Annotated in this window: 18 protein-coding genes; 11 read left to right on the forward strand and 7 right to left on the reverse strand. The window is 34.8% G+C overall.

Annotated elements, in window-relative coordinates:
• Window positions 1-25 precede the first annotated feature (25 nt).
• The 5 genes from EV145_RS07805 (at window position 26) to EV145_RS07825 (ending at window position 5600) form a co-directional block, all read left to right on the forward strand.
• On the forward strand, window positions 26-1030 hold the full coding sequence (locus EV145_RS07805) for a hypothetical protein (protein ID WP_133524655.1): 1005 nt from the start codon (window positions 26-28) through the stop codon (window positions 1028-1030).
• Between the two features lie 44 nt (window positions 1031-1074).
• Window positions 1075-2577 (forward strand): OmpP1/FadL family transporter, encoded by a 1503-nt coding sequence (locus tag EV145_RS07810; protein ID WP_133524656.1) that lies wholly within the window; start codon window positions 1075-1077, stop codon window positions 2575-2577.
• A 176-nt stretch (window positions 2578-2753) separates the two neighbouring features.
• On the forward strand, window positions 2754-4067 hold the full coding sequence (gene rimO / locus EV145_RS07815) for a 30S ribosomal protein S12 methylthiotransferase RimO (protein WP_133524657.1): 1314 nt from the start codon (window positions 2754-2756) through the stop codon (window positions 4065-4067).
• A gap of 40 nt (window positions 4068-4107) precedes the next feature.
• Window positions 4108-4659: a hypothetical protein gene (locus EV145_RS07820; RefSeq protein ID WP_133524658.1), complete on the forward strand. Its 552-nt coding sequence runs from the start codon at window positions 4108-4110 to the stop codon at window positions 4657-4659.
• Between the two features lie 35 nt (window positions 4660-4694).
• Window positions 4695-5600, forward strand: coding sequence for an N-acetylmuramoyl-L-alanine amidase (locus EV145_RS07825; protein ID WP_133524659.1), 906 nt, complete (start codon window positions 4695-4697; stop codon window positions 5598-5600).
• A gap of 374 nt (window positions 5601-5974) precedes the next feature.
• On the opposite strand, the gene EV145_RS07830 is transcribed toward EV145_RS07825, so the two are convergent.
• From EV145_RS07830 to EV145_RS07860, 7 genes are all read right to left on the reverse strand, one after another.
• Window positions 5975-7048, reverse strand: a complete 1074-nt coding sequence (locus EV145_RS07830) for an outer membrane beta-barrel protein (protein WP_133524660.1) — start codon at window positions 7046-7048, stop codon at window positions 5975-5977.
• A gap of 587 nt (window positions 7049-7635) precedes the next feature.
• Window positions 7636-8601, reverse strand: a complete 966-nt coding sequence (locus EV145_RS07835; RefSeq protein ID WP_133524661.1) for a glycoside hydrolase family 5 protein — start codon at window positions 8599-8601, stop codon at window positions 7636-7638.
• 10 nt (window positions 8602-8611) lie between these two features.
• On the reverse strand, window positions 8612-9844 hold the full coding sequence (locus EV145_RS07840) for a glycoside hydrolase family 27 protein (protein ID WP_133524662.1): 1233 nt from the start codon (window positions 9842-9844) through the stop codon (window positions 8612-8614).
• A gap of 104 nt (window positions 9845-9948) precedes the next feature.
• Complete coding sequence (locus EV145_RS07845) at window positions 9949-10986, reverse strand: IPT/TIG domain-containing protein (protein WP_133524663.1); 1038 nt, start codon at window positions 10984-10986, stop codon at window positions 9949-9951.
• Between the two features lie 19 nt (window positions 10987-11005).
• Window positions 11006-12604 (reverse strand): RagB/SusD family nutrient uptake outer membrane protein, encoded by a 1599-nt coding sequence (locus tag EV145_RS07850; RefSeq protein WP_133524664.1) that lies wholly within the window; start codon window positions 12602-12604, stop codon window positions 11006-11008.
• Between the two features lie 12 nt (window positions 12605-12616).
• Window positions 12617-15805, reverse strand: coding sequence for a SusC/RagA family TonB-linked outer membrane protein (locus EV145_RS07855; RefSeq protein WP_133524665.1), 3189 nt, complete (start codon window positions 15803-15805; stop codon window positions 12617-12619).
• 315 nt (window positions 15806-16120) lie between these two features.
• Window positions 16121-16999, reverse strand: a complete 879-nt coding sequence (locus EV145_RS07860; RefSeq protein WP_133524666.1) for an AraC family transcriptional regulator — start codon at window positions 16997-16999, stop codon at window positions 16121-16123.
• Window positions 17000-17305: 306 nt separating this feature from the next.
• On the opposite strand from EV145_RS07860, the gene EV145_RS07865 reads away from it, so the two are divergent.
• From EV145_RS07865 to EV145_RS07890, 6 genes are all read left to right on the forward strand, one after another.
• Window positions 17306-18433 carry a glycoside hydrolase family 26 protein gene (locus tag EV145_RS07865; RefSeq protein ID WP_133524667.1) on the forward strand — a complete coding sequence of 376 codons (1128 nt, stop codon included), beginning with the start codon at window positions 17306-17308 and terminating at the stop codon, window positions 18431-18433.
• Window positions 18434-18635: 202 nt separating this feature from the next.
• A complete protein-coding gene (locus EV145_RS07870) occupies window positions 18636-20027 on the forward strand; it encodes an MFS transporter (RefSeq protein ID WP_133524668.1) in 1392 nt (463 codons plus the stop codon).
• A gap of 32 nt (window positions 20028-20059) precedes the next feature.
• The gene (locus EV145_RS07875) at window positions 20060-21250 is read left to right on the forward strand and encodes a glycosidase (RefSeq protein WP_133524669.1); all 1191 of its coding nucleotides are present in this window, start codon (window positions 20060-20062) and stop codon (window positions 21248-21250) included.
• A 6-nt stretch (window positions 21251-21256) separates the two neighbouring features.
• Window positions 21257-22447, forward strand: coding sequence for an AGE family epimerase/isomerase (locus EV145_RS07880; RefSeq protein WP_133524670.1), 1191 nt, complete (start codon window positions 21257-21259; stop codon window positions 22445-22447).
• Between the two features lie 36 nt (window positions 22448-22483).
• Window positions 22484-23719, forward strand: a complete 1236-nt coding sequence (locus EV145_RS07885) for a glycoside hydrolase family 26 protein (RefSeq protein ID WP_133524671.1) — start codon at window positions 22484-22486, stop codon at window positions 23717-23719.
• Between the two features lie 237 nt (window positions 23720-23956).
• On the forward strand, window positions 23957-25282 hold the full coding sequence (locus EV145_RS07890; protein ID WP_243739223.1) for a glycoside hydrolase 5 family protein: 1326 nt from the start codon (window positions 23957-23959) through the stop codon (window positions 25280-25282).
• Window positions 25283-25344 lie beyond the last annotated feature (62 nt).

The following is a 25344-nucleotide window of genomic DNA, read 5'->3' on the forward strand; positions in this document are numbered from 1 at the left end:
TGCAACAATAAAAAACACCACAGATATGAAAACTTCTACTTCTCTCCGCCAAAACTCAAGTTACTTTTACTTAATTGGATTACTGAGTTTTCTACTTGCATCGTGTGGCTCTTACCAAAACACTTCTTATTATGACAACGACGGAGTTTATGGTAAATCTACAAACACGTACGCACAAACGACTACAACAAGCACCAATAATCAATATAAAGATTACTTTAAATCGCTTCAAGACGACAACCAACCTACCGAAATTTTTACCGATGTAGACAATTACGGTAATTACGCTGTCAACGACAGTACTCAAACAGCAACAGCTTACCCAGCTTGGGGAAGTGGAACGACAGAAACTTCGGTAACTTATTATTCTGATCCAATGTGGTCATGGGGAATCGGATTTGGATGGGGATACCCTTATTATGGATATGGATACGGATACGGATGGGGATATCCATACTACGGATGGGGCTATCCAGGCTGGGGCTATCCTGGTTGGGGATACCCAGGATGGGGATATCCAGGTTACGGATACTACAACAATTACTCTTACAGCTACGGAAGAAGAGGATCTGCTGCTTATTATGGATCTAGAGGATATGCTTCTAGAGACTCATATGCAGGAAGAGGTTCATATACAGGAAGAAATTATGCTGGAAGAAGCACTTATACAGGAAGAGATTACGCTGGAAGAAATTATGCCGGAAGAAGCAGCAATGGTACAACCAGCAGAGGCTATTCAGATTTCAGAAGAAGTTCATCTGTAAATGGCAGAACTTATTCAAGCCCAACTTTTACCGATAGAAGAGGTACTGCTCAAAGTCAAAGCAACGGTTATGATTATTCTAATAGAAGATCAAGTGCCGGAACAACTAATAGAAGTTATAGCACTCCAAATAATAATTCTTCTAGAACATACTCTCCTAGCCCTTCACGTTCTGATAGTGGCGGCGGCGGAAGAAGCTACAGCGGTGGCGGCGGTGGCGGAGGCGGAAGATCCTACGGTGGCGGCGGTGGCGGCGGAAGAAGATAAAACTTCCTCCTTAAATCATTCAATCACTTTAAAAACTTAACCAGATGAAAAAAATATTCTTCCTTTTAATAACAGGACTTTCTATTTGCGCCTTACATTCACAAGAAGTATCTGATGCTGTTCGTTATGGACAGGACAATTTAACTGGAACTGCACGCTTTAGAGCAATGAGCGGCGCATTTGGAGCTGTGGGAGGTGATTTATCATCTCTAGGTGTGAATCCAGCAGGATCTGCAATATTCAACAACAATCAGATTGGGATAACTTTCAGCAATCAGACGGTTAAAAATAATTCGAACTATTTTGGCACTGAAACAAGTGAGAAAGACAATTCGTTTATACTTAACCAAGCTGGAGCTGTTTTTGTTTTCAAAGATCATAATCCAAATAGTAATTGGAAGAAAATTGCTATCGGAACCACTTATGAAAATACCAACAATTTTAATAGCGATGTATTTTCTGCAGGAACGAATCCAAGAAATTCGATTGATCAATACTTTTTAACTTATGCTAATGGAATTCCATTAAATGTAATCACAGGAGTTCCTTATCGAGATATGTTTTATGATGAACAGCAAGCCTACTTTGGATATCAAGGATATATCATAAATCCAGTATCCACTGATGGCAATAACACACAATACACATCAAATGTTCCCGCTGGAGGTAATTACTACCAAGAAAATGAAATTTACACGAGAGGATACAACAGCAAATTAAGCTTTAACATTGCAACATCTTATAAAGACAGAATTTATTTTGGAGCCAACCTAAATGTACATATTACCGATTATAGAAGATCAAGCAGTTTTTACGAAGACAACAGTAATCCGTTAGAAGCAGGCGAAACAATTTCAAACCTTCGTTTTAATAATGACTTATATACTTACGGAAATGGTTTTTCTTTTCAACTAGGCGCAATTGCCAAAGTTACCGAAGCTTTCCGACTTGGTGTTGCCTACGAATCAAACACATGGTATGATTTATATGACGAAGTAGCTCAGAGCTTATCTACAACAAGACAAGCTGCCGGCGGTCAAGAAATATATGAATCAATTAATCCAAATCTTATCAATGTTTACGAAAGATACACCTTGCAGACACCTGGTAAATTCACTTTTAGCGGTGCATATGTATTTGGAAAATCTGGTTTAATTAGTGTTGATTATTCTATTAAAGATTATGCAAACTCAAAATACAAACCAACGAGCGATCCAGGTTTTAGAGGATTAAATGCCGACATGAACAGCCAGCTGACATCGAATGGTGAATTAAGAATTGGTGCCGAATATAAAATACAACGTTTAAGCCTTCGTGGAGGATACCGTTTTGAAGGAAGCCCATACAAAAACGGAACTACAATTGGTGACTTAAACAGTTACTCTGGAGGTTTAGGCTACAGCTTTGGCGCAACTAAATTAGATTTGGCTTATTCTTATTTAGAAAGAAAATCAAATCAAGGATTTTTTGCAACAGGATTTACTGATGGAGCTAACATTACATCAAAACTTAACAATGTTACCTTGAGTTTATTATTTGAATTGTAATTAGAAATCTAAATAGATGAATGAAAATTTCCGCCAAGTCTTTTACTTGACGGATTTTTTTTAGACAGATTTTAAGAAATTACATTCAATCAACATCATAAAAAACACCTAAATGAATCCTAAACAAGCGGTGTTTGAATAAAAAAGTGTAATTTTGCACTCCAATTTATAAAAGTATGAGAACCAAGTCTTTAAAAAAGAACAAAATTAACGTAATCACTCTTGGGTGTTCAAAAAATGTTTATGACAGTGAAGTCCTAATGGGACAGCTGCGTGCTAATGGAAAAGAAGTTGAACATGAAGCTCCTGCAGAAAAAGAAGGAAACATTATTGTAATTAACACTTGTGGTTTTATTGATAACGCTAAAGCCGAATCAGTAAATATGATTTTGGAATATGCAGACAAAAAAGACAGAGGCTTAGTAGACAAAGTTTTTGTAACTGGATGTTTATCTGAACGCTATAGACCAGATTTAGAAAAAGAAATTCCGAACGTAGATCAATATTTTGGCACAACCGAACTACCTCAACTTTTAAAAGCTTTAGGAGCGGATTATAAACATGAATTATTAGGAGAACGTTTAACTACGACTCCAAAAAATTACGCATACCTAAAAATTGCAGAAGGATGCGACAGACCATGTAGTTTTTGTGCAATTCCACTTATGCGTGGCGCACATATTTCTCAGCCGATTGAAAAATTAGTAAAAGAAGCTCAAGGTTTGGCAAAAAACGGAGTTAAAGAACTAATTTTAATTGCTCAGGATTTAACGTATTACGGTCTTGATCTTTATAAAAAAAGAAATCTTGCTGAACTTTTAGAAGCATTGGTAAAAGTTGAGGGAATCGAATGGATTCGTTTACATTATGCCTTTCCTACTGGTTTCCCAATGGATGTTCTGGAAGTTATGAAACGTGAACCAAAGATTTGTAATTATATTGATATTCCGTTGCAACACATTTCAGATTCTATTTTGAAATCGATGCGACGTGGTACAACTCAGGCTAAAACAACTCAATTATTAAAAGATTTCCGTGCTGCTGTTCCAGGAATGGCAATTAGAACAACTTTAATTGTAGGATATCCAGGTGAAACTCAGGAAGATTTTGAGATTCTGAAAGATTTTGTTCAAGAAATGAAGTTTGACAGAATGGGATGTTTTGCTTATTCTCATGAAGAAAACACGCATGCCTATCTATTAGAAGATAATGTTCCGGATGATGTGAAACAAGCCAGAGCAAATGAAATAATGGAACTTCAGTCGCAAATTTCTTGGGATTTAAACCAAGAAAAAGTTGGACAAGTTTACAAATGCATCATTGACAGAAAAGAAGGAGCGCATTTTGTAGGCCGAACAGAGTTTGATAGCCCAGATGTTGACAATGAAGTTTTGATTGATGCCTCTAAACATTATGTAAAAACAGGTGAATTTGTTAATATTAGAATAATAGAAGCTACAGAATTTGATTTATACGGAGAACCTGCTTAAATTTACGCTAAATTATTGTCAATTTAGATAAAAACTCACTATGAAACCTACGAACATATTTTTTCTCTTGATTTTCACTATATGTTGTTCTAACTCAGCATCCGCTCAATATGGAGGCGGGTATGGCGGTTACAATAATGGCTACGGCGGCGGCGGTTATGGACGCAGTGGCGGAATGGGAATGGATAGAAGCATGATGTCCGGACCACAAAGCTCTCCAAGCAAACCAAAAGAGATTCCTGCCGAAGAAACTGCAGCTAAAATCGTTGAACAATTGAAACCAGAACTAAAACTTGATGACCTTCAAGCTATTGCAATTACAAATGTTTTGGCAGACAGTATGAAAGAACAAGGAGTTCTTTTGAAAAACGAAAGCAGCAGCCAGGATGAAAAAATCGAGCAGATTAAAGCCTTAAGAGAAAGCACAAATAAAAAAATTAATGCTTTCTTAAATCCAGACCAAGTAGAAAAATATGCTGCTTTTATGGCCAATTTTAAGGAAATCAAAAAAGAAAAATCAAAAAAGAAAAAAGATTCTAAAGATAAGAAAGAAGCAACAGAAGAAGAAAAAACAATAAAAGCTGAAGAATAATTTTTTTAAGACTTCAACTCAAAATGTAAATGGTCATGATAAAAAAACATTTTTGTTATTTGATTTTAGCAATTATTATAACTTCTTGCTCTACAAATCCCTATAAAACTACCGAAAAGGCATACGATCAACAGCTTAAAACTTTAGAGAATCAAATTACAAGTAAAGACCCACAGGCAATTCCAGCCATTAGTCCGGTTGTAATTGATACTACATATGCCGCGCAATTAGGCATTGTAAAAGATACTTTATCAAAAACGGGGTCTACTCATTTAGTGAACGGCATAACAACAGAATGGATTGGAACGGTAAATTTCAATTTAAGAAAGCCAAGTTTTATTATCATTCATCATACAGCTCAAGATTCACTAAAGCAGACTATCAATACTTTTACTAAAACTAAAACGCAGGTTAGTGCGCATTATATTATTTCGGAAAACGGAAAAGTTGTGCAAATGCTGAATGATTATTTACGAGCATGGCATGCTGGCGCTGCAACTTGGGGGAAAAATACTGATATTAACTCGAGCTCGATTGGAATTGAACTGGACAATAACGGTTTCAAACCTTTTACTGAAAGCCAAATCAGCAGTTTAGTAGCGCTTTTGACAAAATTGAAAAAAGATTATAATATTCCGACTCAAAACATTATAGGTCACTCTGATATTGCTCCAGGAAGAAAACAAGACCCAAGTGCTTTATTTCCTTGGAAAACGTTAGCTGAAAAAGGTTTCGGAATTTGGCCGGATGAAGTTTTAGAAGAAGCTCCTTTTGATTTTAAAATTGAACAAGCATTGAGAATTATTGGTTACAACACAAAAAATCTTTCTGCTGCAATTATGGCTTTTAAACTACATTATATTCAAACTGATGTAAGCCCAACTTTAGATAGAAAAACAATTGATACAATCTACTCAATTTACAAGAAACAAGTTCAGTAAATAATAAAATTGGATTCAAAATATATAACGCATTTCTAGTTTTAGAAATGCGTTTTTTTTATTCTAATTATCCAAAAACAGACAATATAAATACTACCAAAACACCTATGTAGTCCATCTGTGCAAATACATTTTTAACGACAAATTTCATTGTGGACATTATTAGATAACCGAAAATTACTGCTACAAGACGCATTGCGATACGTCTTTACATTAAAATTCCATTAACAAACATTTTTTATTACAACACATTAAAGAACTCTCAATAATCCATATAATTAACGACCTAATCTTTACCAAAAATAAAAAAGCTGCCAAAACATTAATATGTTTCGACAGCTCCAAAAAAAAAAAAAAAATATCAATCTTTATCTCTAGAAAGAGTATGTTGTAGCTATAAGAGCGTAGAATGATCCGCCTGTTGGCAATGCATCGCTATCTAAAAAGATATCTTCAGATGCAGCATCGTATCTTAGCTCAGGAATTATTGTTAGTTTTCCAACTTTGTAGTTTAAAGAAACTGTGTTTGCAAAAACATTTGAACCTGTTAAAGTTCCTAAACTTGGAGCAGCATCTTTGGCATCAAAATATTCCATTCTGTAAGCCAATAATAATGATGGCGAGAAAGTATAATTTGCGTATCCTACTAATGAGAACCATTCTCCATCTAAATCGCCGTCAAAATCATTTTTTGTTTTAGCATAAGTCGCATTAAAACCAAGACCAAAACTGTCACTTATTGTTTTTGATGCCACTAAATCGATTTGTGTTTTATTTTCATCAGATGCCGGATTACTGCTTCCTGAAGTAAAGTTCAAGTATGCACTTCCTGTTTCACCAATATATCCTAGTTGCCCAATAAATGTTTTTTGAGTTGAACCAGCATCCATAGCTGATTTAAAATCTGTTGGATTAGTTATACCAAACATTGCCGTAAATTTTCCTGAAGTATATTGTGCTTTTACCCCAGTATTAAAGAAAGGCCCATAAGAGAAAGCATATGACATGCTGTAATTTTTATTATCAACAGCATCTAATACTTCATAACCAATATGAGTACCAAAACTACCCGCTACGAATTTAAATTTATCAGTAACATTATAAGTAAAAAACAATTGTTTAATTAAAAATTTTGCAGTTATATCTTTATCTGTTGTTTCATTATATGAAAATTCGCCTGCTCTTTTTCCGAATCCTAAGTCTACAAATACAGAAGCTTTTCCGAAAGTATGACCTGCTTCAATAGATGCCATCCCTAGTTCAAACGAATTCTGCGAGTTGGTAAAGCTCGTTAATCCGTTCATTTGTTTAGAAAAATCATATTTATAGTACGCATCTGCTGATCCGCCCCATGTTGTTGCTGGTGAAACTGGAGTTTCTGTATCATCTTGAGCAAAAGCAAAAGAACTCGTTAACATCGCGGCTAAAATGTGTAATACTTTTTTCATGTTGTAATTGGTTTTTGGTTATTAATTGATTCTGGTTAGTTAATCTTTATATAGCTGTAATTAATAGTATATGTCAATCCTAAAAGTCCCTCATCACCCTCAAAAAACCCCTTCATTTTCATTAGCGAATTTATTAACTTTTGTATGAGTAGAACAATTGAAAACAACTTTTTTGATGTTTTACAGGCAGAATTATGGATTACAAAAATTTAATAACCAATAATCGTTATTTGATATTTATATCGATTCATTTTTGAAAATTCAATAACGCATTTTTTACAAATTTTAAATTTTAAAAAGGGTCAGCAACAAAAAAATAACAAAAAACCAAGTAAAAACAGCATAATTAAACACTAAAAATAAATCAACCCCTAAAAATTTAGGGGTACTTGTAAAAAATAATTAAAAACATTTCAATTGCCATCAAAAACAAATATATTAAAAACAGTAATTTCACAAAAACAAAATTCCTACAAAAATAAACCTACAAAACAGCTTTAAACTATACATTCAATTCTACATTTTAACAACAAAAAAAGGCCTGTTCAAAATGGAACAGGCCTCAATAAAGAACAGAAAGATTTTTTCTATTCCTTCGTATTATATTTTCTTAAAAACTCTCTAACTTTTATTCCTGATTCTTTTAAATCTTCGTCTTTCCATTTCCCTTCCGATTTTGCAGATTTATTGAGAATGGAACAAGTTTCATCTTTATCAGAAACCGACCATGTAATCCAGCTTAACTTTTTTGATTCCATCCAATCGATGTATTCCTGCCAAGCTTTTATATTTAATGGGCCGTCACCAGACGCTTCCATCCCGGCAGATTCTGAAATAAAAACTGGAAGTCCGCTTTTTATGGCAGCATCAGTTCGATCTCTTAATTCCTTTCCGTGTGTTGCCGCATAAAAATGCATCGTGTACATAATATTAGAGTAACCAACAATAGGATCTTCTGCTGGAAGATTAATGTCTTGATCCCAGTGCGGACAGCCAACCAAAATAACATTATTAGGATCGTTTTCCCTGATTATACGAATTATCTCTTCTGCATAATTTTTAACTTCCCACCAAGTTTCATAATCGGGCTCATTAAAGACCTCATATATTATATTAGGATACTTGGAATATTTTTTTGACATCTCAGCAAAAAAAGCCGATGCTTCTTTCAAATTAATATTATGGCTGTGCCAGTCAATAATAACATAAATATCTGATTTGATAGCACCGTTTACAACCGCTTCAATCTTTTCTTTTGAAAGCTGCGGTTCTTTCATGTAAGACATCTCACCTAACTCAATTCCTGTTGCCGCTCTGACAACATTGCAATTAAAATCTTTTTTTAGCCAGCTTACAGCTTTTTCATTATAAAATCTCGGCCACATGCTATGCCAACCAAAACTCAATCCACGTAAAACAATCGGATCATTATTTTTATCAACTAATTGCGTTCCGTTAACACTTAACTGCCCATGCTTTTTGACAAACTGAGCCTGTAAAACGCATGAAAAAAACAGCAAAGCAATCACATAAAAATGATTTTTTGATTTCATAAATTAAGATTTAAGGCATTAATCTCAGCGTAATTACATCGTGCGACGCAAGGTCAGAAACAAAATTCTTTTTAGTAGTTCCAATTTCTTTATTCTTCCAAAGATCCTTTATTTTATAGGTTACTTTACTAAAATCGGCTTCATAACCAAAATCAGCATCCTTAATTATATTCTTTTTAAAATTGAAATTGACTTTTTTAGCGACATCACTTCTGTTTAAAAAAGTTATCGCCCAATTTCCGTCAGACAAAGGTTTAACCCAAACTTCTAAACCATCTTGGGCAGCATATTTAAACCCCTGAATTCCCAATTTATCCTGATTAATTGCAATCAAATCTTTATTAGTTAAAATCGCCAATGTTTCTTTTGACATTTTTCGATAATCGTTTCCTGTAAATAAAGGTGACGAAAGCATGCACCACATGGCAAAATGCGATTTATCTTCGGTATCATTCATTTCATTTCCAACTTCCATCATATCAAAATCATTCCAATGATCTGGACCAGAGTACTTGCGGATGTCTTTTCGCATTTCGGCAATTTTCATAAATCCCCATGACGACCAATTTTCAGGATGTTTAAATTCGCAGTCAAAACAAGGATAAATATCTCCTGAAATTCTCCAAAGATTTCCAACTGGTTTCCCCCATTCCCAAGGCTGATTATCGCCCCATTCACAAAGACTGAAAACAATTGGCCTTCCAGCAGTTTTTAGAGCATTGCTCATAGTTGTGTATGCCTCGGGAGCAGTAATACCTTTTGTATTACACCAATCATACTTTAGAAAGTCAATTCCCAATTTAGCATAAAAACGTGCATCCTGATATTCATAGCCACGCGTTCCTGGATATCCGGCACAAGTTTGCGTTCCTGCACAATTGTACAAACCAAATTTAAGCCCTTTACTGTGTACATAATCGATTAGTGCTTTCATTCCGTTAGGAAATTTAGCAGGATCAGGAACAAGATCGCCATTTGCGTCACGTTCTCTTGTCATCCAGCCATCATCTAAAACAATATAATTATACCCAGAGGCTGCTAACCCTGACGAAACCATAATATCGGCAGTTTCTTTTACCAGTTTCTCATCAATATTTGTTGCAAAAGTATTCCAAGAGTTCCATCCCATTGGAGGCGTCATGGCTAAACCTTCAAATTTTCCTCCTGCCTGATTATGTGTATTTCCTTGCCCGAAACTCAGACAAGAAACAAAAAAAGCAAATGCCGCAATAATCTTTCTCATTATTAAAATTTAAAATTATTTATAACTATAAAAAATAAAAAAGCATTCCCTAATTGAGTAGATTAGGGAATACTTAAACAAAACTCAAAACAAATAACTGCTTTTTATTTTAATACAAATCCCATGTCATCCATAAGGATTGTATTTCCTCCAAAATTACCTGATTCCTGAAGTGTCAGCTGATCGAAAGTAGTTGGATTTCCAATATCTGAAAATGGAATTTCAATGGTTGTCCAAGTTGAAGTTATTGTTTTTTTAATTTGATAAGCCCATCCTCCAAAAACAAATATGACACTCGCTCCTGTATTTGTAGAAACAGATTTTACTTTTACTCTAAATGCTTTATATTTTGAAATATTTCTAGAATTAAATTTCATATCAGCACCATTCCATCCTCCAAACACAAATTTAATTGAAGATTTACCTTGAACTTTATCATCTTTAAAATCAGTATCAAAAACATCACTGCCACTCCACATCCAATGTCCTGCATCACCTTGCAATGCATCATCATATAATGCAGAACCAATTGCTTCCTCAGACACAGTTGAACCAGAAATATTTGTTACAGTAACATATTTATCTGTTGCATTAGCTGGCATTTTAAATTTAATCTCAGTCAATGTAGAAGAAATTACAGGCACATCTGCTGTTCCAACTTTCACAGTTGGATTCAAGAAATAATCACCATAAATCGTTACAATTTCACCTTCAGACGCATTAATCGAATTATAACTCTCGAATTTTGGAGTTGGCGGTGCAATCACAAAATCATACAAAACAGTTCCTGTTTTTGTAACAACTTTTAATTTATTACTTGAATTTGCATATGGCGTTTTCTCATCGATTAAAACAAATATTGCAGAGTCTGTAACTAATGTCGGGTTGAAATAAGTATCAAAATCATTAAAATAGATTTTTGTTACATTCGCTAGACCCGTTCCCTGAATGATATAGTAATTTTTAGGATCTCCAACCTTAACAGGAATCAAATCTCCTTCAACAGATTTTGCAACACTTGTAATTACTGGTGCCCCGCCTCCGCTTGAAGCCTCTTCGTTGTCACATGAAGAAAACACGCCCAGTACCATAAAGACCATCGCAAAGAATGGCAAAAGGTATTTAATTTTTATATTTTTCATAGTTGTCAAATTTTAGTAATTATTTAAAAGTATACGGAACTGGCGCTTGCAATAACTTAGGATTTTTAGCCACCTCATTATCCGGATAATCCATATAGAAATCATTTGTCGCATGATCTTCACTGTATACAGGCGTGTAATGACGCTCAGCATATCTGTCTCCTCTATTTTGAGCCGACATAATTGCGATTGCTTTATTTTTATCAATACGCCCTAAATCAAACCAATAATCCCCCTCAAAACACAATTCTTTTCTTCTTTCTAAAAAGATATCATCAAACGTAATTGAAGTTAAATTAGCCAAACCAGCTCTTCTTCTAACCTGATTAATAGAATTTAACGCACTCGCATCAGTAGTCGTTGCATTTGCTCCCAAAACCGCTTCAGCATGAATAAGCAGTAACTCTGCATAACGCATAACATAAGTATTGTTGTCCATCATTGCCCACGCATCGGCTTGACCAGTAGCACTACCGTTTACAACACCAATACAATATTTTTTAATTGCACCTCCAGATCCTTGTGCTAAATCTTTACCTGCCGGAACAGTAAAACCAATTCCCTGTGTAGTTTTAATAGCCGGATAACTATCACCAGCAACCATTACAGTTTCATGTTTTCTTAAATCGCCAGCTCCATAAAGTGAAAGAATCACATCTTGACTTGGTCCAAAAACTCCAGCATAAGAGGCATTTGAAGTTGACAACGTACCATCTTGGAATCCAAATTGCGTGTTACAGTTGTTAGCCGAACCGTAAGCTCCGTCACCTTTCCACTGAATAGCAAAAATTGACTCTTCATTATTATTGTTTGGATAAGTAAACAAATCCGCAAAACTTTTTGCTGGCAATTGATCGCCTCCTAAAAGCTTAAATTCCCCACTGTTTATAACAGCTTCTGCCATTGCTTTTGCATTTGCATAATCTTTTTGATACAAATATACTTTTGCCAACAATGCTCTTGCAGAACCTTTAGAAACGTGACCGTTGCTTGCATAATTTGCTCCTCTTGTTTTTGCAGCCAATAATTCGATTGCTTTTAAATAATCCATTGTGATTAATTTATAAACATCGGCAACAGTATTAGTATTTACATATGGATTACTGGTGTAATCAAGCGGGTTTTCGATAATTGGCACCGGACCCCAAAGTCTAACCAAATCAAAATAAGCCGTAGCTCTCATAAAATAGGCTTCACCTATTGTATTGTTTAGAACAGCTTGATCAACGTCTGGACCAACTCTCGTCGCCAAAAAGTTAATAATCATATTAGACTGCTGCACATTTGCCCATAAAGATGACCAACCGTTTACCAATTCAGGATCACTTCCGTTTAATGAAAACGTCCTTAATCCGCTCACGTCAGGAGAACCTGAATACATATTTCCTGAACCCACTTCAAGCGCCCACCAAAACTTGTTATACATTTGAAACCAAGTTCTGCTGTACATACCATTTGTAGCCGATGAAACTTGATCATTTGTGCTGTAATAAGAATCCAAACTTATTCCATCTTCAGAAGGTCTATCAGTAAAATCATCCGAACATGATGCAAAAGTCAGAAATGCTGTTGCTATAAAAAGCAAACTATATCTATTTAAAAAAGATTTCTTTTTCATTTTTATTAATTTTTAAAATTCTAAATTAAGACCAACTAAAAATGTTCTTGCTACCGGATATCTTCCGTTGTCAATTCCTGATAAAAGCACATTTTGATTAAATGAACCAATCTCTGGATCGTAACCTGAATAATCAGTAAACGTGTATAAGTTTTGAGCAGATCCGTACAATCTTAATCTTGAAATTTTATATTTTGAAATAACATCCTGCGGTAATGAATATCCAAGCGTAATGTTTTGAATTCTTAAATAAGAACCATCTTCAACGTAACGGTCAGAAATCAGCAAGTTAGTATTTGATGCATCAGCAATTGGCCTCGGGTTATTACTACCAGTATTTGTAGAAGAATAATAATCCATTGCATCAACTAACTGATTATCATATAAAGATGCATTTGTTGTACCCGCTCTTTTTGTTAAGTTCATAACATCATTTCCGTATGATCCTTGAAGAAAAATAGAAAGATCTATGTTTTTATATTTAAAATTATTTGTAAAACCGTAAGTAAATTTTGGATGTGGATTTCCGATAAAAGTTTTATCAGCAGCATCAATTTTTCCATCACCATTTACATCAACATATTTCACGTCACCAAGAGCAGTTTCTCCAGCTCCAGTTCCAACAGCCTGACCAAATTGAAGTGGCGCACTGTTTAAAACTGCCTGATCTTTAAAAATACCATCTGTTTTATATCCGTAGAATAAACCGATAGGATTCCCGATGGTAGTATTTGTAACCACCACTGGCTGATATCCATTAGTGTTTACTTCTTGAGTCAATACGATTCCGTTTGCGATTTCATCCAGATTATTCTTGTAGTGCGAAACAACTGCCGAAGCGCTCCAGTTAAAATTACCTGCTGATCTCATATCATAACCAAGAGTCAAATCGAAACCTTTATTACTCATTGTTCCTAAATTAGAATACGGTGCAGAAACTCCTCCATATTGACCTCCGCCACCTGTTAAGTAAAGAGGCAATGGAACTTGAAACAAGAAACCTTCAGATTTTTTGTCATATACATCAAAACTTGCCGAAAACTTGCTGTCAAGCAGTGTAAAATCGATACCAATATTCGTCTGGTTTAATGATTCCCAAACTAAATTTGGATTTGGATAATTTGATGGCAAAAATCCGCTTCCCAATCCTGAATTTTGCGTTCCCAACATTGCAGAATAACTGTTGTTTGGAATTTGCTGATTTCCAGTTTCTCCGTAACCAACTCTAATTTTAATATTATCTACATATTTGCGCGTACCTTCCATAAACGATTCGCTAGATAATCTCCAAGAACCAGAAATCGCATTAAAAACACCTTTTTGATTATCTGTAGTTGGGTCAAATTTTGAAGAAACGTCCTGTCTGATTGACGCTGTGATACTGTATTTATCATTGAAATCATAAATAATACGAGCAAAAAGAGATGATAATGAAGCACTACCCTTGTATTGCGTAACTGTATTATTATCAACATCAGCTAAATTAATAGTGTGAATTGAATTTGTTTTAAAACCTTGTGCAGAAGCAATTAAACCTTCCCAATGAGAATCATTAGCTTCCTGACCTGCTAAAACTGTAAATTTATGTTTCCCGATAGTTTTGTCGTAAGTCAATAAATTTTTGATGTTTGTAGAATACCAATTTTGTCTTCTTACATCAAGATCAGCAAGCAAGTTCGTCTGGCTTCCCCATTTGTATGATGGTCTGAAATCATCATTTTCAGAAAACTCCGTATTTGCTGCAATTTCTAAACGGTATTTCAAACCTTTAATAATCTCAGCTTCAGCATAAACATTACCTAAGAAATTTTTTCTAATTAATTTATTATCTCGAGTTAAAGCCTCAGCAACTGGATTATAGTATGTTACACTTTGCTCAGAAGATGGTGGTCCTGCGAAAGATCCGTCTGAATTTCTAACAGGAATATCTGGCGACTGCAATAAAGTATTAGAAATCAATCCAGAGAAACTTTGATTCACTGTAATTCTTTCATTAGTAATACCTCCAGTAAGGTTACCTCCAACTCTTAGCCAAGATTTAATCTTTGAATCTAAATTCAATCTAACCGTATATCTTTTTAGTCCAGAGTTAATAATCGTTCCTTCGTTATCTAAATAACTTCCAGATAAATAATAGCTTGTTCCGTCTTTTGCACCAGAAAACGACAACTGATGACTATTAGAAATAGCTGTTCTGTAAACCTCATCCTGCCAGTTAGTTCCAGGCCCTAATAATTCTGGATGCGTAAATTCCTGACGCGTTTGGAAACCCCATAACTTAGCCAAATTTGTTTTTAAAGTTGCATATTCAGGCAAAGTCAAAACATCTAATTTATTTGTTACAGAAGCAAACGAAGTATAGTTTTCATAAGATACTTTTCCACTTCCTTTTTTACCTTGCTTTGTAGTAATGATGATTACACCATTTGCTCCTCTTGATCCGTAAATTGCTGTTGCAGAAGCATCTTTTAAGATATCCATAGATTCAATATCATTTGGATTAATCATAGAAAGCGGGCTCATTGCGTTATTTCCACTTCCTCCTGAAGAAGAAAAACCATCTTTTCCAGCCAAAGTCTGACCACTTGTAGATTTACCAGTAGCATCTCCAGAGATTGGCACACCGTCAATTACATATAAAGGCTCGTTTGTTCCTGTAATCGAAGTAGTACCACGAACTCTTACAGAAGCCGCTCCTCCAGGTTGCCCCGAGTTGTTTGTTACCGAAACCCCCGCCGCTTTACCCTGAAGCATTTGATCAATAGAAACTTGCTTTAAATTTTCAATATCTGTTGATTTTACTGAAGATATTGCACCGTTTACGTCTTTCTTTTTCTGAGTTCCGTAACCAATTACAACTACCTCTTTTAAGTCTTCAGAACTTGATTGCAACGTCACATTAATTTTTGTTCTGCCTCCAATGCCTATTTTTTGAGAATCAAATCCAATAAATGAAACTAATAAAGTCCCATTTGCAGGAGCGTCAATCGTGTATTTACCGTCAAAATCAGTTGAGGCAGTAGTTTTTGTACCAACAACAGAAATATTGGCCCCAGGAATTGTCATTCCTTTATCATCAGAAACTACCCCTGATATTTTAACCTGAGCAGTAATAAAATTACTCAGTAACAAGAATAAAATCAAAGGAACTGCTCTGTGGTTAGCATTCCAATGAATAAAGTTAGTCATTAGTTTTTTCATAATAAATGTTTGGTTAGTTTAAATTTGTTTTACCCATAATCAAGTAATAAAAAAAGGGTGTGATTTATTTTCTAAATTATTTAACAAATCTATAACAGAACAAAACATTAAATCGATAGTATTATATCATTTAATGATAATATTTTTACTATATCAGTTTAAAAAAACACATATGAAAATAAAACCAGTTATTAATTGCGTTTTTCGCAATAACACCCTCCTAAATCACTACTTCTTATAAATTAAAATGAACGAATCACCGAAAAGAAAACGATTTCGTTAAAAATAATATTTGTTTGTGAAAAAAAAGTATCACTATAAAATGCGTTTTAATCCAGAAAAATCTTCTCTATATTGACTAGGCGTGCAGTTTTTAGTAGCTTTAAAACTACGATTGAAATTGGCAATATTATTAAAACCTGATTTAAAAGCCACTTCAGAAACACTCATATCTTTTTCAACGAGCCAGCGTGCTGCATATCCAATTCGGATATCATTTATGTAATTGACAAACGTTTTTCCGGTGCGTTTTTTAATGAATCGGTTAAAAGAAATAATTGACATACTAGCTACATTTGCAGCATCTTCTAAAGTAATTTTATCAGCAAAGTTTCTCTGGACATATTCATAAACCAGTTTCATTTTATCATAATCATCAAACGTATCATAATCTACAGTATAAGTAGAAAGCAAACGCTGATTTCTAGAATTGGCAAGATCATACAATAAAGAAGTGATTTCTAAAAAATAATCCATACCATCTAATTTAGAAAGCCTTACAAGCCTAGGAGTTAATTCTTCAGCTACTTTTTTAGAAAATAAAATTCCATGAATTGAACGGTTAAACATATCTCGAATAGGATTCATTATTCGTCTTGACAATAAAGATTCATGAAATAAATCATTATGAAACTGAATTGTAATTTCATGTATTTTTTTACTTGTGCATTTATTTAATTCCCAGCCGTGATATAAATTCGGACCAATTAAAACCAATTCAACATTGTCAATTTCTTCAATATTATCTCCAACAACACGCTTCACTCCTTTTCCGTTTAAAATAAAATTAATCTCAAATTCAGGGTGGTAGTGAACCGGAAAATCAAAGCTATCTTTAACTCGGTCAAAAACCAAAAAACTGTCTCCAGCAGACAGCGGTGCTATTTCTCTATAAAAATTTTTAGTGCTGCTCATATCTATAAAAAACTATTTCATGAAGTAATTAGATCATTTTTGACTGCAATAATATGATATATAATTGATAAAATAATATTAATTACACGATAAACATCCAATTATCTTTGAAAAATAGAATTATCAATTTTTTAAAAACGGCATTAATAATAAACATTAATCATTTTTTATAGAATATCTTTTTAAAGTTTTAATAATTTTATCTGAAAAACAATACTGAATCGTCGATTGAAAATTGAAGCTTAAAAATTACATTCTCAATCTCTGAATTTGTGGATATTACATCTAAAACAATATAAAACCAGAATGAAAAAAAACATATTATCCTTAATTATTGCCGTATTCATAGGGACTTCATGTTCTTCAAAATCGATTGTGAGTAATACTAATTTGTCACTTTCAGATAAAAAAGCGACACCTGAAACTGTTTCTCTTTATAAAAAATTGAATCAATTAACTGAAAAAGGATATCTTTTTGGACATCAGGATGATCTTGCTTATGGTGTAAATTGGAAGTACGAAAACGGCCGAAGTGATGTAAAAGAAACCGCTGGAGATTACCCTGCAGTTTACGGCTGGGATATTGCCGGTTTAGAAAAAGATGATTCTAAAAATATAGATGGAGTTCCATTTGACAAAATGAAACAATATATTCAAGAAGCCAATGAAAGAGGCGGAATCTCGACAATCAGCTGGCATTTTGACAATCCAGCAACCGGAAAAAATGCTTGGGACAATACACCAAATTCCCTAAAAACAGTTTTGCCAGACGGTCAAAATCACAAAAAATTTACTTCTTGGCTTGATAAAGCTTCTGTTTTCTTTTTATCTCTAAAAGATAAAAAAGGAAAAAACATACCGATACTTTTTAGACCTTATCACGAACTTACCGGAGGCTGGTTTTGGTGGGGAAAAGGAAATGCCACACCGGAAGATTTCAAGGCATTATGGAAATTTACATTCGAATACCTTCAAAAAAAAGGTGTTCATAATTTAATTTATATCTACAACACAAGCAGTTTTGGCACCAAAGAAGATTTTTTAGCCAATTATCCTGGCGATAATTATACCGATATTTTAAGCTTTGACAGTTACCAGAATAATGATGATAAAGACGGTAAAAAATTCATTGACGAAGTTCAGAAACAGCTTAAAATCATAAAGGATATTGGACTTGAAAAACACAAATTAATTGCCGTTGCCGAAGCTGGCTATGAAGCAATTCCGGATCCTAAATGGTGGACCGGCACTTTAAATAAAGCAATTGGTGATTATAAAATATCCTATGTTTTACTTTGGAGAAACCACGGCTGGCAAGAAAAAGAACAAAAAATGCATTATTATGCGCCGTTTTCAGGACAAATAAGCGAAAAAGATTTTGTGGATTTTTATAATCTGGAAAAAACGCTGTTCGAAAAAGATATAAAAAATTAAAAGCGCAAAAATTATTAAACACATAGAAACATAGGTTTTATGCTTAAAAAAGAAAGCAAAAAGAAACAATTTCTTTCACATAGCTCACTTATGTGCATTTCAATTAGTGAAACGCCTTTTTTTGAATTTACAAAATCTATATTTCTATGTGTTAAAACAAAATAACAACCAAATCTAAATCACAACCTTTAAAAAAAACCTAATGCACGACAAAATTAATTTAAAAGAAAAAATCGGTTACGGTCTCGGAGATGCTGCATCATCCATGTTCTGGAAGATTTTCAGTATGTATCTTCTCTTTTTCTATACCGATGTTTTCGGGTTAGCCCCTGCTGTCGTAGGAACCATGTTTCTGATTACCAGAATCTGGGATTCCTGTTTTGATCCTATCGTCGGAATCATTGCTGACAGAACAAAAACAAAATGGGGAAAATTCAGACCTTATTTATTATGGATTGCCGTGCCTTTTGCCGTAATTGGAGTTCTAACTTTTTACACGCCAGATTTCAGCGAAAAAGGAAAAATAATATATGCATACGTAACATATTCATTAATGATGATGATTTATTCGTTAATCAACGTTCCGTATGCTTCACTTTTGGGCGTAATGTCGTCTGACCGAAAAGAAAGAACAACTTTGTCTTCTTACCGAATGGTTTTTGCTTTTGGCGGAAGTCTACTGGCACTTTGGTTAATTGAACCTTTAGTAAATTACTTTGGCGGAAGCCTAAATTCTAAAGCTGGCTGGCTATCAACAATCGCAATTTTTGGTGTTATTACAACTGCATTTTTCTGGGGCTGTTTCCTTTTTACAAAAGAAAGAGTTCAACCAATAGAAGATGAACAATCTAACTTAAAAGAAGATTTAAAAGATTTACTGAAAAACAAACCTTGGTGGATTTTACTAGGAGCCGGAATTGGCACTTTGGTGTTTAATTCTATCCGAGATGGCGCTGCTGTTTATTACTTTAAATATTATGTAAGCAGTTCTATTAACTTCGATTTTTCACTTTTCGGAACTGATTTCCATATGGCGCCAACTTCTATTTATTTAGTATTGGGTCAGGCGGCAAATATCATCGGAGTTATATTGGCAACCCCAATTGCGAATAAAATTGGCAAGAAAAAAACTTTTTTTGGTGCCATGGCAATCGCTTCAGTTTTGAGCTTAGTTTTTTATTTCTTCGGAAAAGAAGATGTTTTCCTCATTATGACTTTCCAAATTTTAATCAGTATTTGTGCAGGCTGTATTTTCCCATTAATCTGGTCCATGTACGCTGACAGCGCTGATTATTCAGAATGGAAACAAGGACGTCGCGCAACAGGTTTGGTTTTCTCTGCTTCATCAATGTCGCAAAAATTTGGATGGACAATTGGCGGCGCGGGAGCTGGATGGCTTTTAGGCTATTATGGTTTTCAAGCCAATGTTGAACAAACAGCCACTGCACAACACGGAATTCAATTAATGTTAAGCATACTTCCTGCAATAGCAGCCGCAATATCAGTCGGTTTTATTTTATTCTATCCTTTATCTGAAGAAAAACTGCAAACGATAGAACAAGATTTAAACGAAAAAAGAGATCAGAAAATTTAAAAAATACGAATCAGATACAGAAATAAAAATATATGACAACAATAAAATCTTCAGCTGTTTTTCAGGACCGAAAAGCAGCATTAGAAAAAGAACATAAAGCACTCGTAGAGCAAAAAAATGCTCCCGAAGAAAATGCTGGAAACGGAATTTATCAGCGTTATAAAAATCCAGTTGTTACCGCAGCTCATGTGCCTTTAAACTGGCGTTTTGACTTAAACGAAAAAACAAATCCGTTTTTGCAGGAAAGAATTGGAATGAACGCTGCATTCAATGCCGGCGCAATGAAATGGAACGGAAAATATTTACTTGCCGTTCGTGTGGAAGGAATTGACAGAAAATCATTTTTTGCAATTGCCGAAAGTCCAAATGGCGTGGATAATTTTAAGTTTTGGGAAAAACCCTGTGTAATTCCACAAACCGAAGAACCAGATACAAACGTTTACGATATGCGTTTGATCAACCACGAAGACGGCTGGGTTTACGGTATTTTTTGTACCGAAAGAAAAGACCCAAAAGCACCAAAAGGTGACACAAGCTCGGCTGTAGCCAATGCTGGAATCGTGCGTTCGAAGGATTTAATAAACTGGGAAAGACTTCCTGATTTAATTTCGAATACAGGCCAGCAGCGTAATGTGGTTTTACATCCAGAATTTGTTAACGGAAAATATGCTTTATACACGCGTCCGCAAGATGGCTTTATTGATGTTGGCGCAGGTGGCGGAATTGGTTTAGGTTATGTTGATGATATGAAAAATCCTGTTGTTAAGGATGAAAAAATCATTTTCGGAAAACAATATCATACCATTTATGAGCTAAAAAATGGTCTTGGTCCTGCTCCTATTAAAACAGATAAAGGATGGCTTCATTTAGCACACGGCGTTCGCAATACCGCTGCAGGTTTGCGCTACACATTGTATATGTTCATGACTGATTTGAATGACATAGCAAAAGTTACGCATGTGCCTGCTGGTCATTTCATGGGTCCTGAGGGAATTGAAAGAGTTGGCGATGTATCAAATGTATTATTCTCAAACGGATGGATTGAAGATACTGACGGAACTGTTTATGTATATTACGCATCATCAGATACGAGAATGCATGTTGCAGTTTCATCTGTAGCAAAACTTGTTGATTATGTTACCAATACACCAGCTGACACCTTTATTTCAGCCGGTTCTGTAAAAACGATTATCAGCCAAATTGAAAAAAACAACGCAATCTAATTCATCGTGTCAGCAAAACTAAAGCAATTAAAATCTGAACTTTCAGCTGAACTGGATTCCATTTTAAAATATTGGTCAAAACATACTATTGACCATCAAAATGGAGGTTTTATTGGTCAAATTGATTTTGAAGAACAGATTATCGCCGATACCGAAAAAGGAGCCGTTTTAAATGCCCGAATTTTATGGTCGTTTTCTGCTAGTTATCAGGTTACTAAAAATGAAGAACATAAAAAATTGGCAGAAAGAGCTTTTAACTTTCTTTCAAAATATTTTTATGACTCCGAATTTGGCGGTTTATTTTGGAGCATCAATATTGACAAAACACCTAAAGACACCAAAAATCAAATTTACGCTCTGGCTTTTGCGATTTATGGATTATCTGAATATTATGCCATTTCTAAAGAAGAAAAAGCTTTAGAAATAGCCATCAATTTATATTTAAAAATTCAGGAACACAGTTTCGATCCTGAAAACAAAGGTTATTTTGAAGCATTAACCCGCAATTGGCGGCCAATTGACGATTTACGTTTGAGCGATAAAGATGCCAACGAAAAAAAGACAATGAACACGCATTTACATATTGTCGAGGCGTATGCAAATTTGTTTAAAGTCTGGAAAGACAAAGCACTTCAAAATGATATTATTGGATTGCTTGAAACAATTCACAAGTATTTTATAAATACTGAAACTGGCCATTTACGTTTGTTTTTTGATGAAAATTGGGTCGAAAAACCGGATGTAATTTCGTATGGACATGATATTGAAGCGGCATGGCTTTTATTGCAATGCGCGGAAATTGCAGAAGATAAAAGTTTGATTTCGCGTTATAAAAAACATGCTGTTTTAATGGCCGAAGTTACGCAGGAAGGCCTTGACACAGATGGCGGATTATGGTATGAACTCGATCCAAAAAACAATGAATTAGTCGCCGAAAAACATTGGTGGGTTCAGGCCGAAGCATTAATTGGTTTTTATAATGCATACCAATTAACCGATGACGAAAAGTATCTGGACATTGTTTTTAAGAATTGGGATTTCATTAAAAAATACATTCTCGACAAACAAAACGGAGAATGGTTCTGGGGTGTTTATCGTGATTATTCGCTTATCGAAAAAGATAAAGCAGGTTTCTGGAAATGTCCCTATCACAATAGCCGCGCTTGTTTAGAACTTATTCAGAGAATAAAAGATTAAAATTTATTTCAAATTAAGCTTTTAAAACAATTCAAAATGAAAAAAAAACTTCTAAATATTCTTTTTATAAGCTTATCGATTTTAGCAATTTCAGGATGTTCTTCTGATGACGAATCAGATCCAGAAGTTGTCGTTGACCCGCCAGTTGTCGTTGACACTGATCCCCTTACAACGGCAAATGCGTCAACTTATTTAGTTGATGCCAATGCAACAAAAGAAACAATCGCCTTGTTTTATAATTTAAAAAAATTAGCCAAAACTAAAATTGCAATTGGTCAGCAAGATGCTTTTAATAGTTTTTACCTAGAAGCAGGCGGAGATTCAGATATCAAAAAAAACACAGGTTACGATCCCGCTATTTTAGGTTCCGATTTTATGTTTATTACCGATAAAAGCAATGATGGACAAGCTAGTAATTGGTTTTATCAGCAAGAACAAAAAATTGTTTCTGACGCAAAAACCGCTTACGCAAAAGGTATGATCAACACTTTTTGCTGGCATTTAAGAGAACCAAATAAAGAAGAATCGTTTTATGCTGCCGATCTGACATCGGAACAAAAAGCTACTGCCTTTAAAAGTATTTTACCAGGCGGAGCGAATCACGAATGGTACAAGAAAAAACTGGACAAAATTGCTAGTGTAGTTTATAATTTAAAAGGAACAAATGGCGAACTGATTCCGATAATCTTCAGGCCTTTTCATGAATTTGACGGAAGCTGGTTTTGGTGGGGAGCGAATTTTTCAACTCCCGATGAATACAAAAAAGCCTATCAGTTTACGGTTGATTATTTGAAGAGTACTAAAGGCGTCCATAACATATTATATGCTTTTTCTCCTGATAATTCATACACCACTCAAGCAGATTATTTAAGCCGTTATCCTGGTGATAATTATGTCGATGTTATTGGAATGGACAATTATGGTGATTTTGATAATCAGGGTTCAAACGGAGCTAGCAGAGCGAATTCTAAATTAAAAATAATAGCTGATTTGGCTAAAACGAAAGTGAAAATTGCCGCTTTGACTGAAACCGGTTATCAGGTTACTAGTACAAAACCACCGGTTACAGATTGGTTTTCAACCTATTTATACAGTGCTTTGACATCGAATAGTATTGAAGTGAGCTATGTTATGTTTTGGAATAATACTAAAGATGCTTATTGGGTACCAAATGGCACGGTTTCAAATGCAAGTGATTTTAAAACTTTTAGTTCTAAAACAAAATCGGCATTGGTGAATTCTTTGCCTAAGATGTATGAGTTGCCGAAGTAATATATTCGCTCTGTATGTCATTCCGAGGAACGAGGAATCCCCACAAGTAATTCCGCCCAGTGAATCGCCAATCTTTGTAGAGTTACTTGTGGGGATTCCTCGTTCCTCGGAATGACAAACTCCATGGAATAGGAGTCTATAAATAAAATTAAAGAAACAAAAACCATCTTAAAAACCGTAAACCCCTAGCCCTGATAGAAGTGGAAATCCTTTTGTGCTGGGGTTCGGCACAAAAGATTGAAACGAATAGCAGGATTAGCTCCTAAAAAATATGATATGAAAAACAGATTTTTAAAAACCCTTTCTTTTGCAATAATATTCTCCTCAATTGCTTGTCAGGCGCAGGAAAAAATTACGGTGAAAGGAACGCAATTTTATAAAGGCGATAAACCGTACGCGTACATTGGAACGAATTATTGGTACGGAAGTTTGCTGGCTTCGAAAAAAATAGGCGACCGCAAAAGATTGCTTCGTGAATTGGATTTAATGCAGAAAAACGGCATTGATAATCTCCGAATTTTAGTGGGTGGTGATGGCGGAAAATACGATTTTACCGTTCGCCCTGCGTTGCAATATGAACAGGGAAAATACGATGAAGATTTACTTGACGGATTGGATTTCCTGATGAACGAAATGCGTAAACGTAAAATGTACGCCGTTTTGTATTTAACGAATAACTGGGAATGGTCTGGTGGCATGTCACAATATTTAGAATGGAACGGCAAAGGTCCGGTTCCGGTTCCGGGAATTGCACCTAATACCTGGCCTCAGTTTATGGCATATACAGAACAATTTCACAGTTGTGAACCTTGTATGAAGGCTTTAGAAAATCACGTGAAATTTATTATGGGAAGAACAAATGCGTATTCTCATAAAAAATATACAGACGACAACACCATTATGGCGTGGCAGGTTGGAAATGAACCGAGACTTTTCACAGTTGAAAATGAAGCAAAATTCACCGTTTGGCTGAATAATATTGTGAATCTAATGGATAGTTTAGATAAAAACCATCTGATTTCGACAGGTTCTGAAGGATTGAACAGCTCAAATGATGACATTGGAATTTTTGAAAGAACACATCAAAATCCGAATATTGATTATTTGACCATGCACATTTGGCCGAAAAACTGGAATTGGTTTAAAGCTGATAATGCTGAAAAAACGTTACCTCCAACTTTAGAAAATGCCGGAAAATATATTGACAAACATGTCGCTGTTGCCAATCATTTAAAACGCCCAATTATTATTGAAGAATTTGGTTTGGGAAGAGAAAACGAGAGTTTATTGCCAACAGCATCCGTTGCAAACAGAGATGTTTTCTACAATTATATTTTTGGAAGAGTTGCCGAAAGCGTTAAAAACAATGGCCCGTTGCAAGGCGCCAATTTCTGGGGATTTGGCGGTGAAGGAAAAGCTGTAAATGAAAGCGGAAAATGGAGTCCGGGCGATCCTTTGACAACAGATCCACCGCAGGAGCCACAGGGATTGAATTCAGTTTTTTCTTCGGATAAATCGACTTTGGATATTGTGAAGAATTATAATTTAAAATTAAAAAAATAAGTCCTTTTTTTATCGTAGAGGCGCACAGCAGTATGTCTAATGCATAGCGGAGACGCACTGCT

It is taken from the genome of Flavobacterium sp. 245, from assembly GCF_004362055.1.
Classification (GTDB): Bacteria; Bacteroidota; Bacteroidia; order Flavobacteriales; family Flavobacteriaceae; genus Flavobacterium.

Bases quoted from the DNA above. Each gene is read 5' to 3' on its own strand.
- EV145_RS07805 (WP_133524655.1), top strand. From the start codon at position 26: ATGAAAACTTCTACTTCTCTCCGCCAAAACTCAAGTTACTTTTACTTA.
- EV145_RS07810 (WP_133524656.1), top strand. From the start codon at position 1,075: ATGAAAAAAATATTCTTCCTTTTAATAACAGGACTTTCTATTTGCGCC.
- rimO (WP_133524657.1), top strand. From the start codon at position 2,754: ATGAGAACCAAGTCTTTAAAAAAGAACAAAATTAACGTAATCACTCTT.
- EV145_RS07820 (WP_133524658.1), top strand. From the start codon at position 4,108: ATGAAACCTACGAACATATTTTTTCTCTTGATTTTCACTATATGTTGT.
- EV145_RS07825 (WP_133524659.1), top strand. From the start codon at position 4,695: ATGATAAAAAAACATTTTTGTTATTTGATTTTAGCAATTATTATAACT.
- EV145_RS07830 (WP_133524660.1), bottom strand. From the start codon at position 7,048: ATGAAAAAAGTATTACACATTTTAGCCGCGATGTTAACGAGTTCTTTT.
- EV145_RS07835 (WP_133524661.1), bottom strand. From the start codon at position 8,601: ATGAAATCAAAAAATCATTTTTATGTGATTGCTTTGCTGTTTTTTTCA.
- EV145_RS07840 (WP_133524662.1), bottom strand. From the start codon at position 9,844: ATGAGAAAGATTATTGCGGCATTTGCTTTTTTTGTTTCTTGTCTGAGT.
- EV145_RS07845 (WP_133524663.1), bottom strand. From the start codon at position 10,986: ATGAAAAATATAAAAATTAAATACCTTTTGCCATTCTTTGCGATGGTC.
- EV145_RS07850 (WP_133524664.1), bottom strand. From the start codon at position 12,604: ATGAAAAAGAAATCTTTTTTAAATAGATATAGTTTGCTTTTTATAGCA.
- EV145_RS07855 (WP_133524665.1), bottom strand. From the start codon at position 15,805: ATGAAAAAACTAATGACTAACTTTATTCATTGGAATGCTAACCACAGA.
- EV145_RS07860 (WP_133524666.1), bottom strand. From the start codon at position 16,999: ATGAGCAGCACTAAAAATTTTTATAGAGAAATAGCACCGCTGTCTGCT.
- EV145_RS07865 (WP_133524667.1), top strand. From the start codon at position 17,306: ATGAAAAAAAACATATTATCCTTAATTATTGCCGTATTCATAGGGACT.
- EV145_RS07870 (WP_133524668.1), top strand. From the start codon at position 18,636: ATGCACGACAAAATTAATTTAAAAGAAAAAATCGGTTACGGTCTCGGA.
- EV145_RS07875 (WP_133524669.1), top strand. From the start codon at position 20,060: ATGACAACAATAAAATCTTCAGCTGTTTTTCAGGACCGAAAAGCAGCA.
- EV145_RS07885 (WP_133524671.1), top strand. From the start codon at position 22,484: ATGAAAAAAAAACTTCTAAATATTCTTTTTATAAGCTTATCGATTTTA.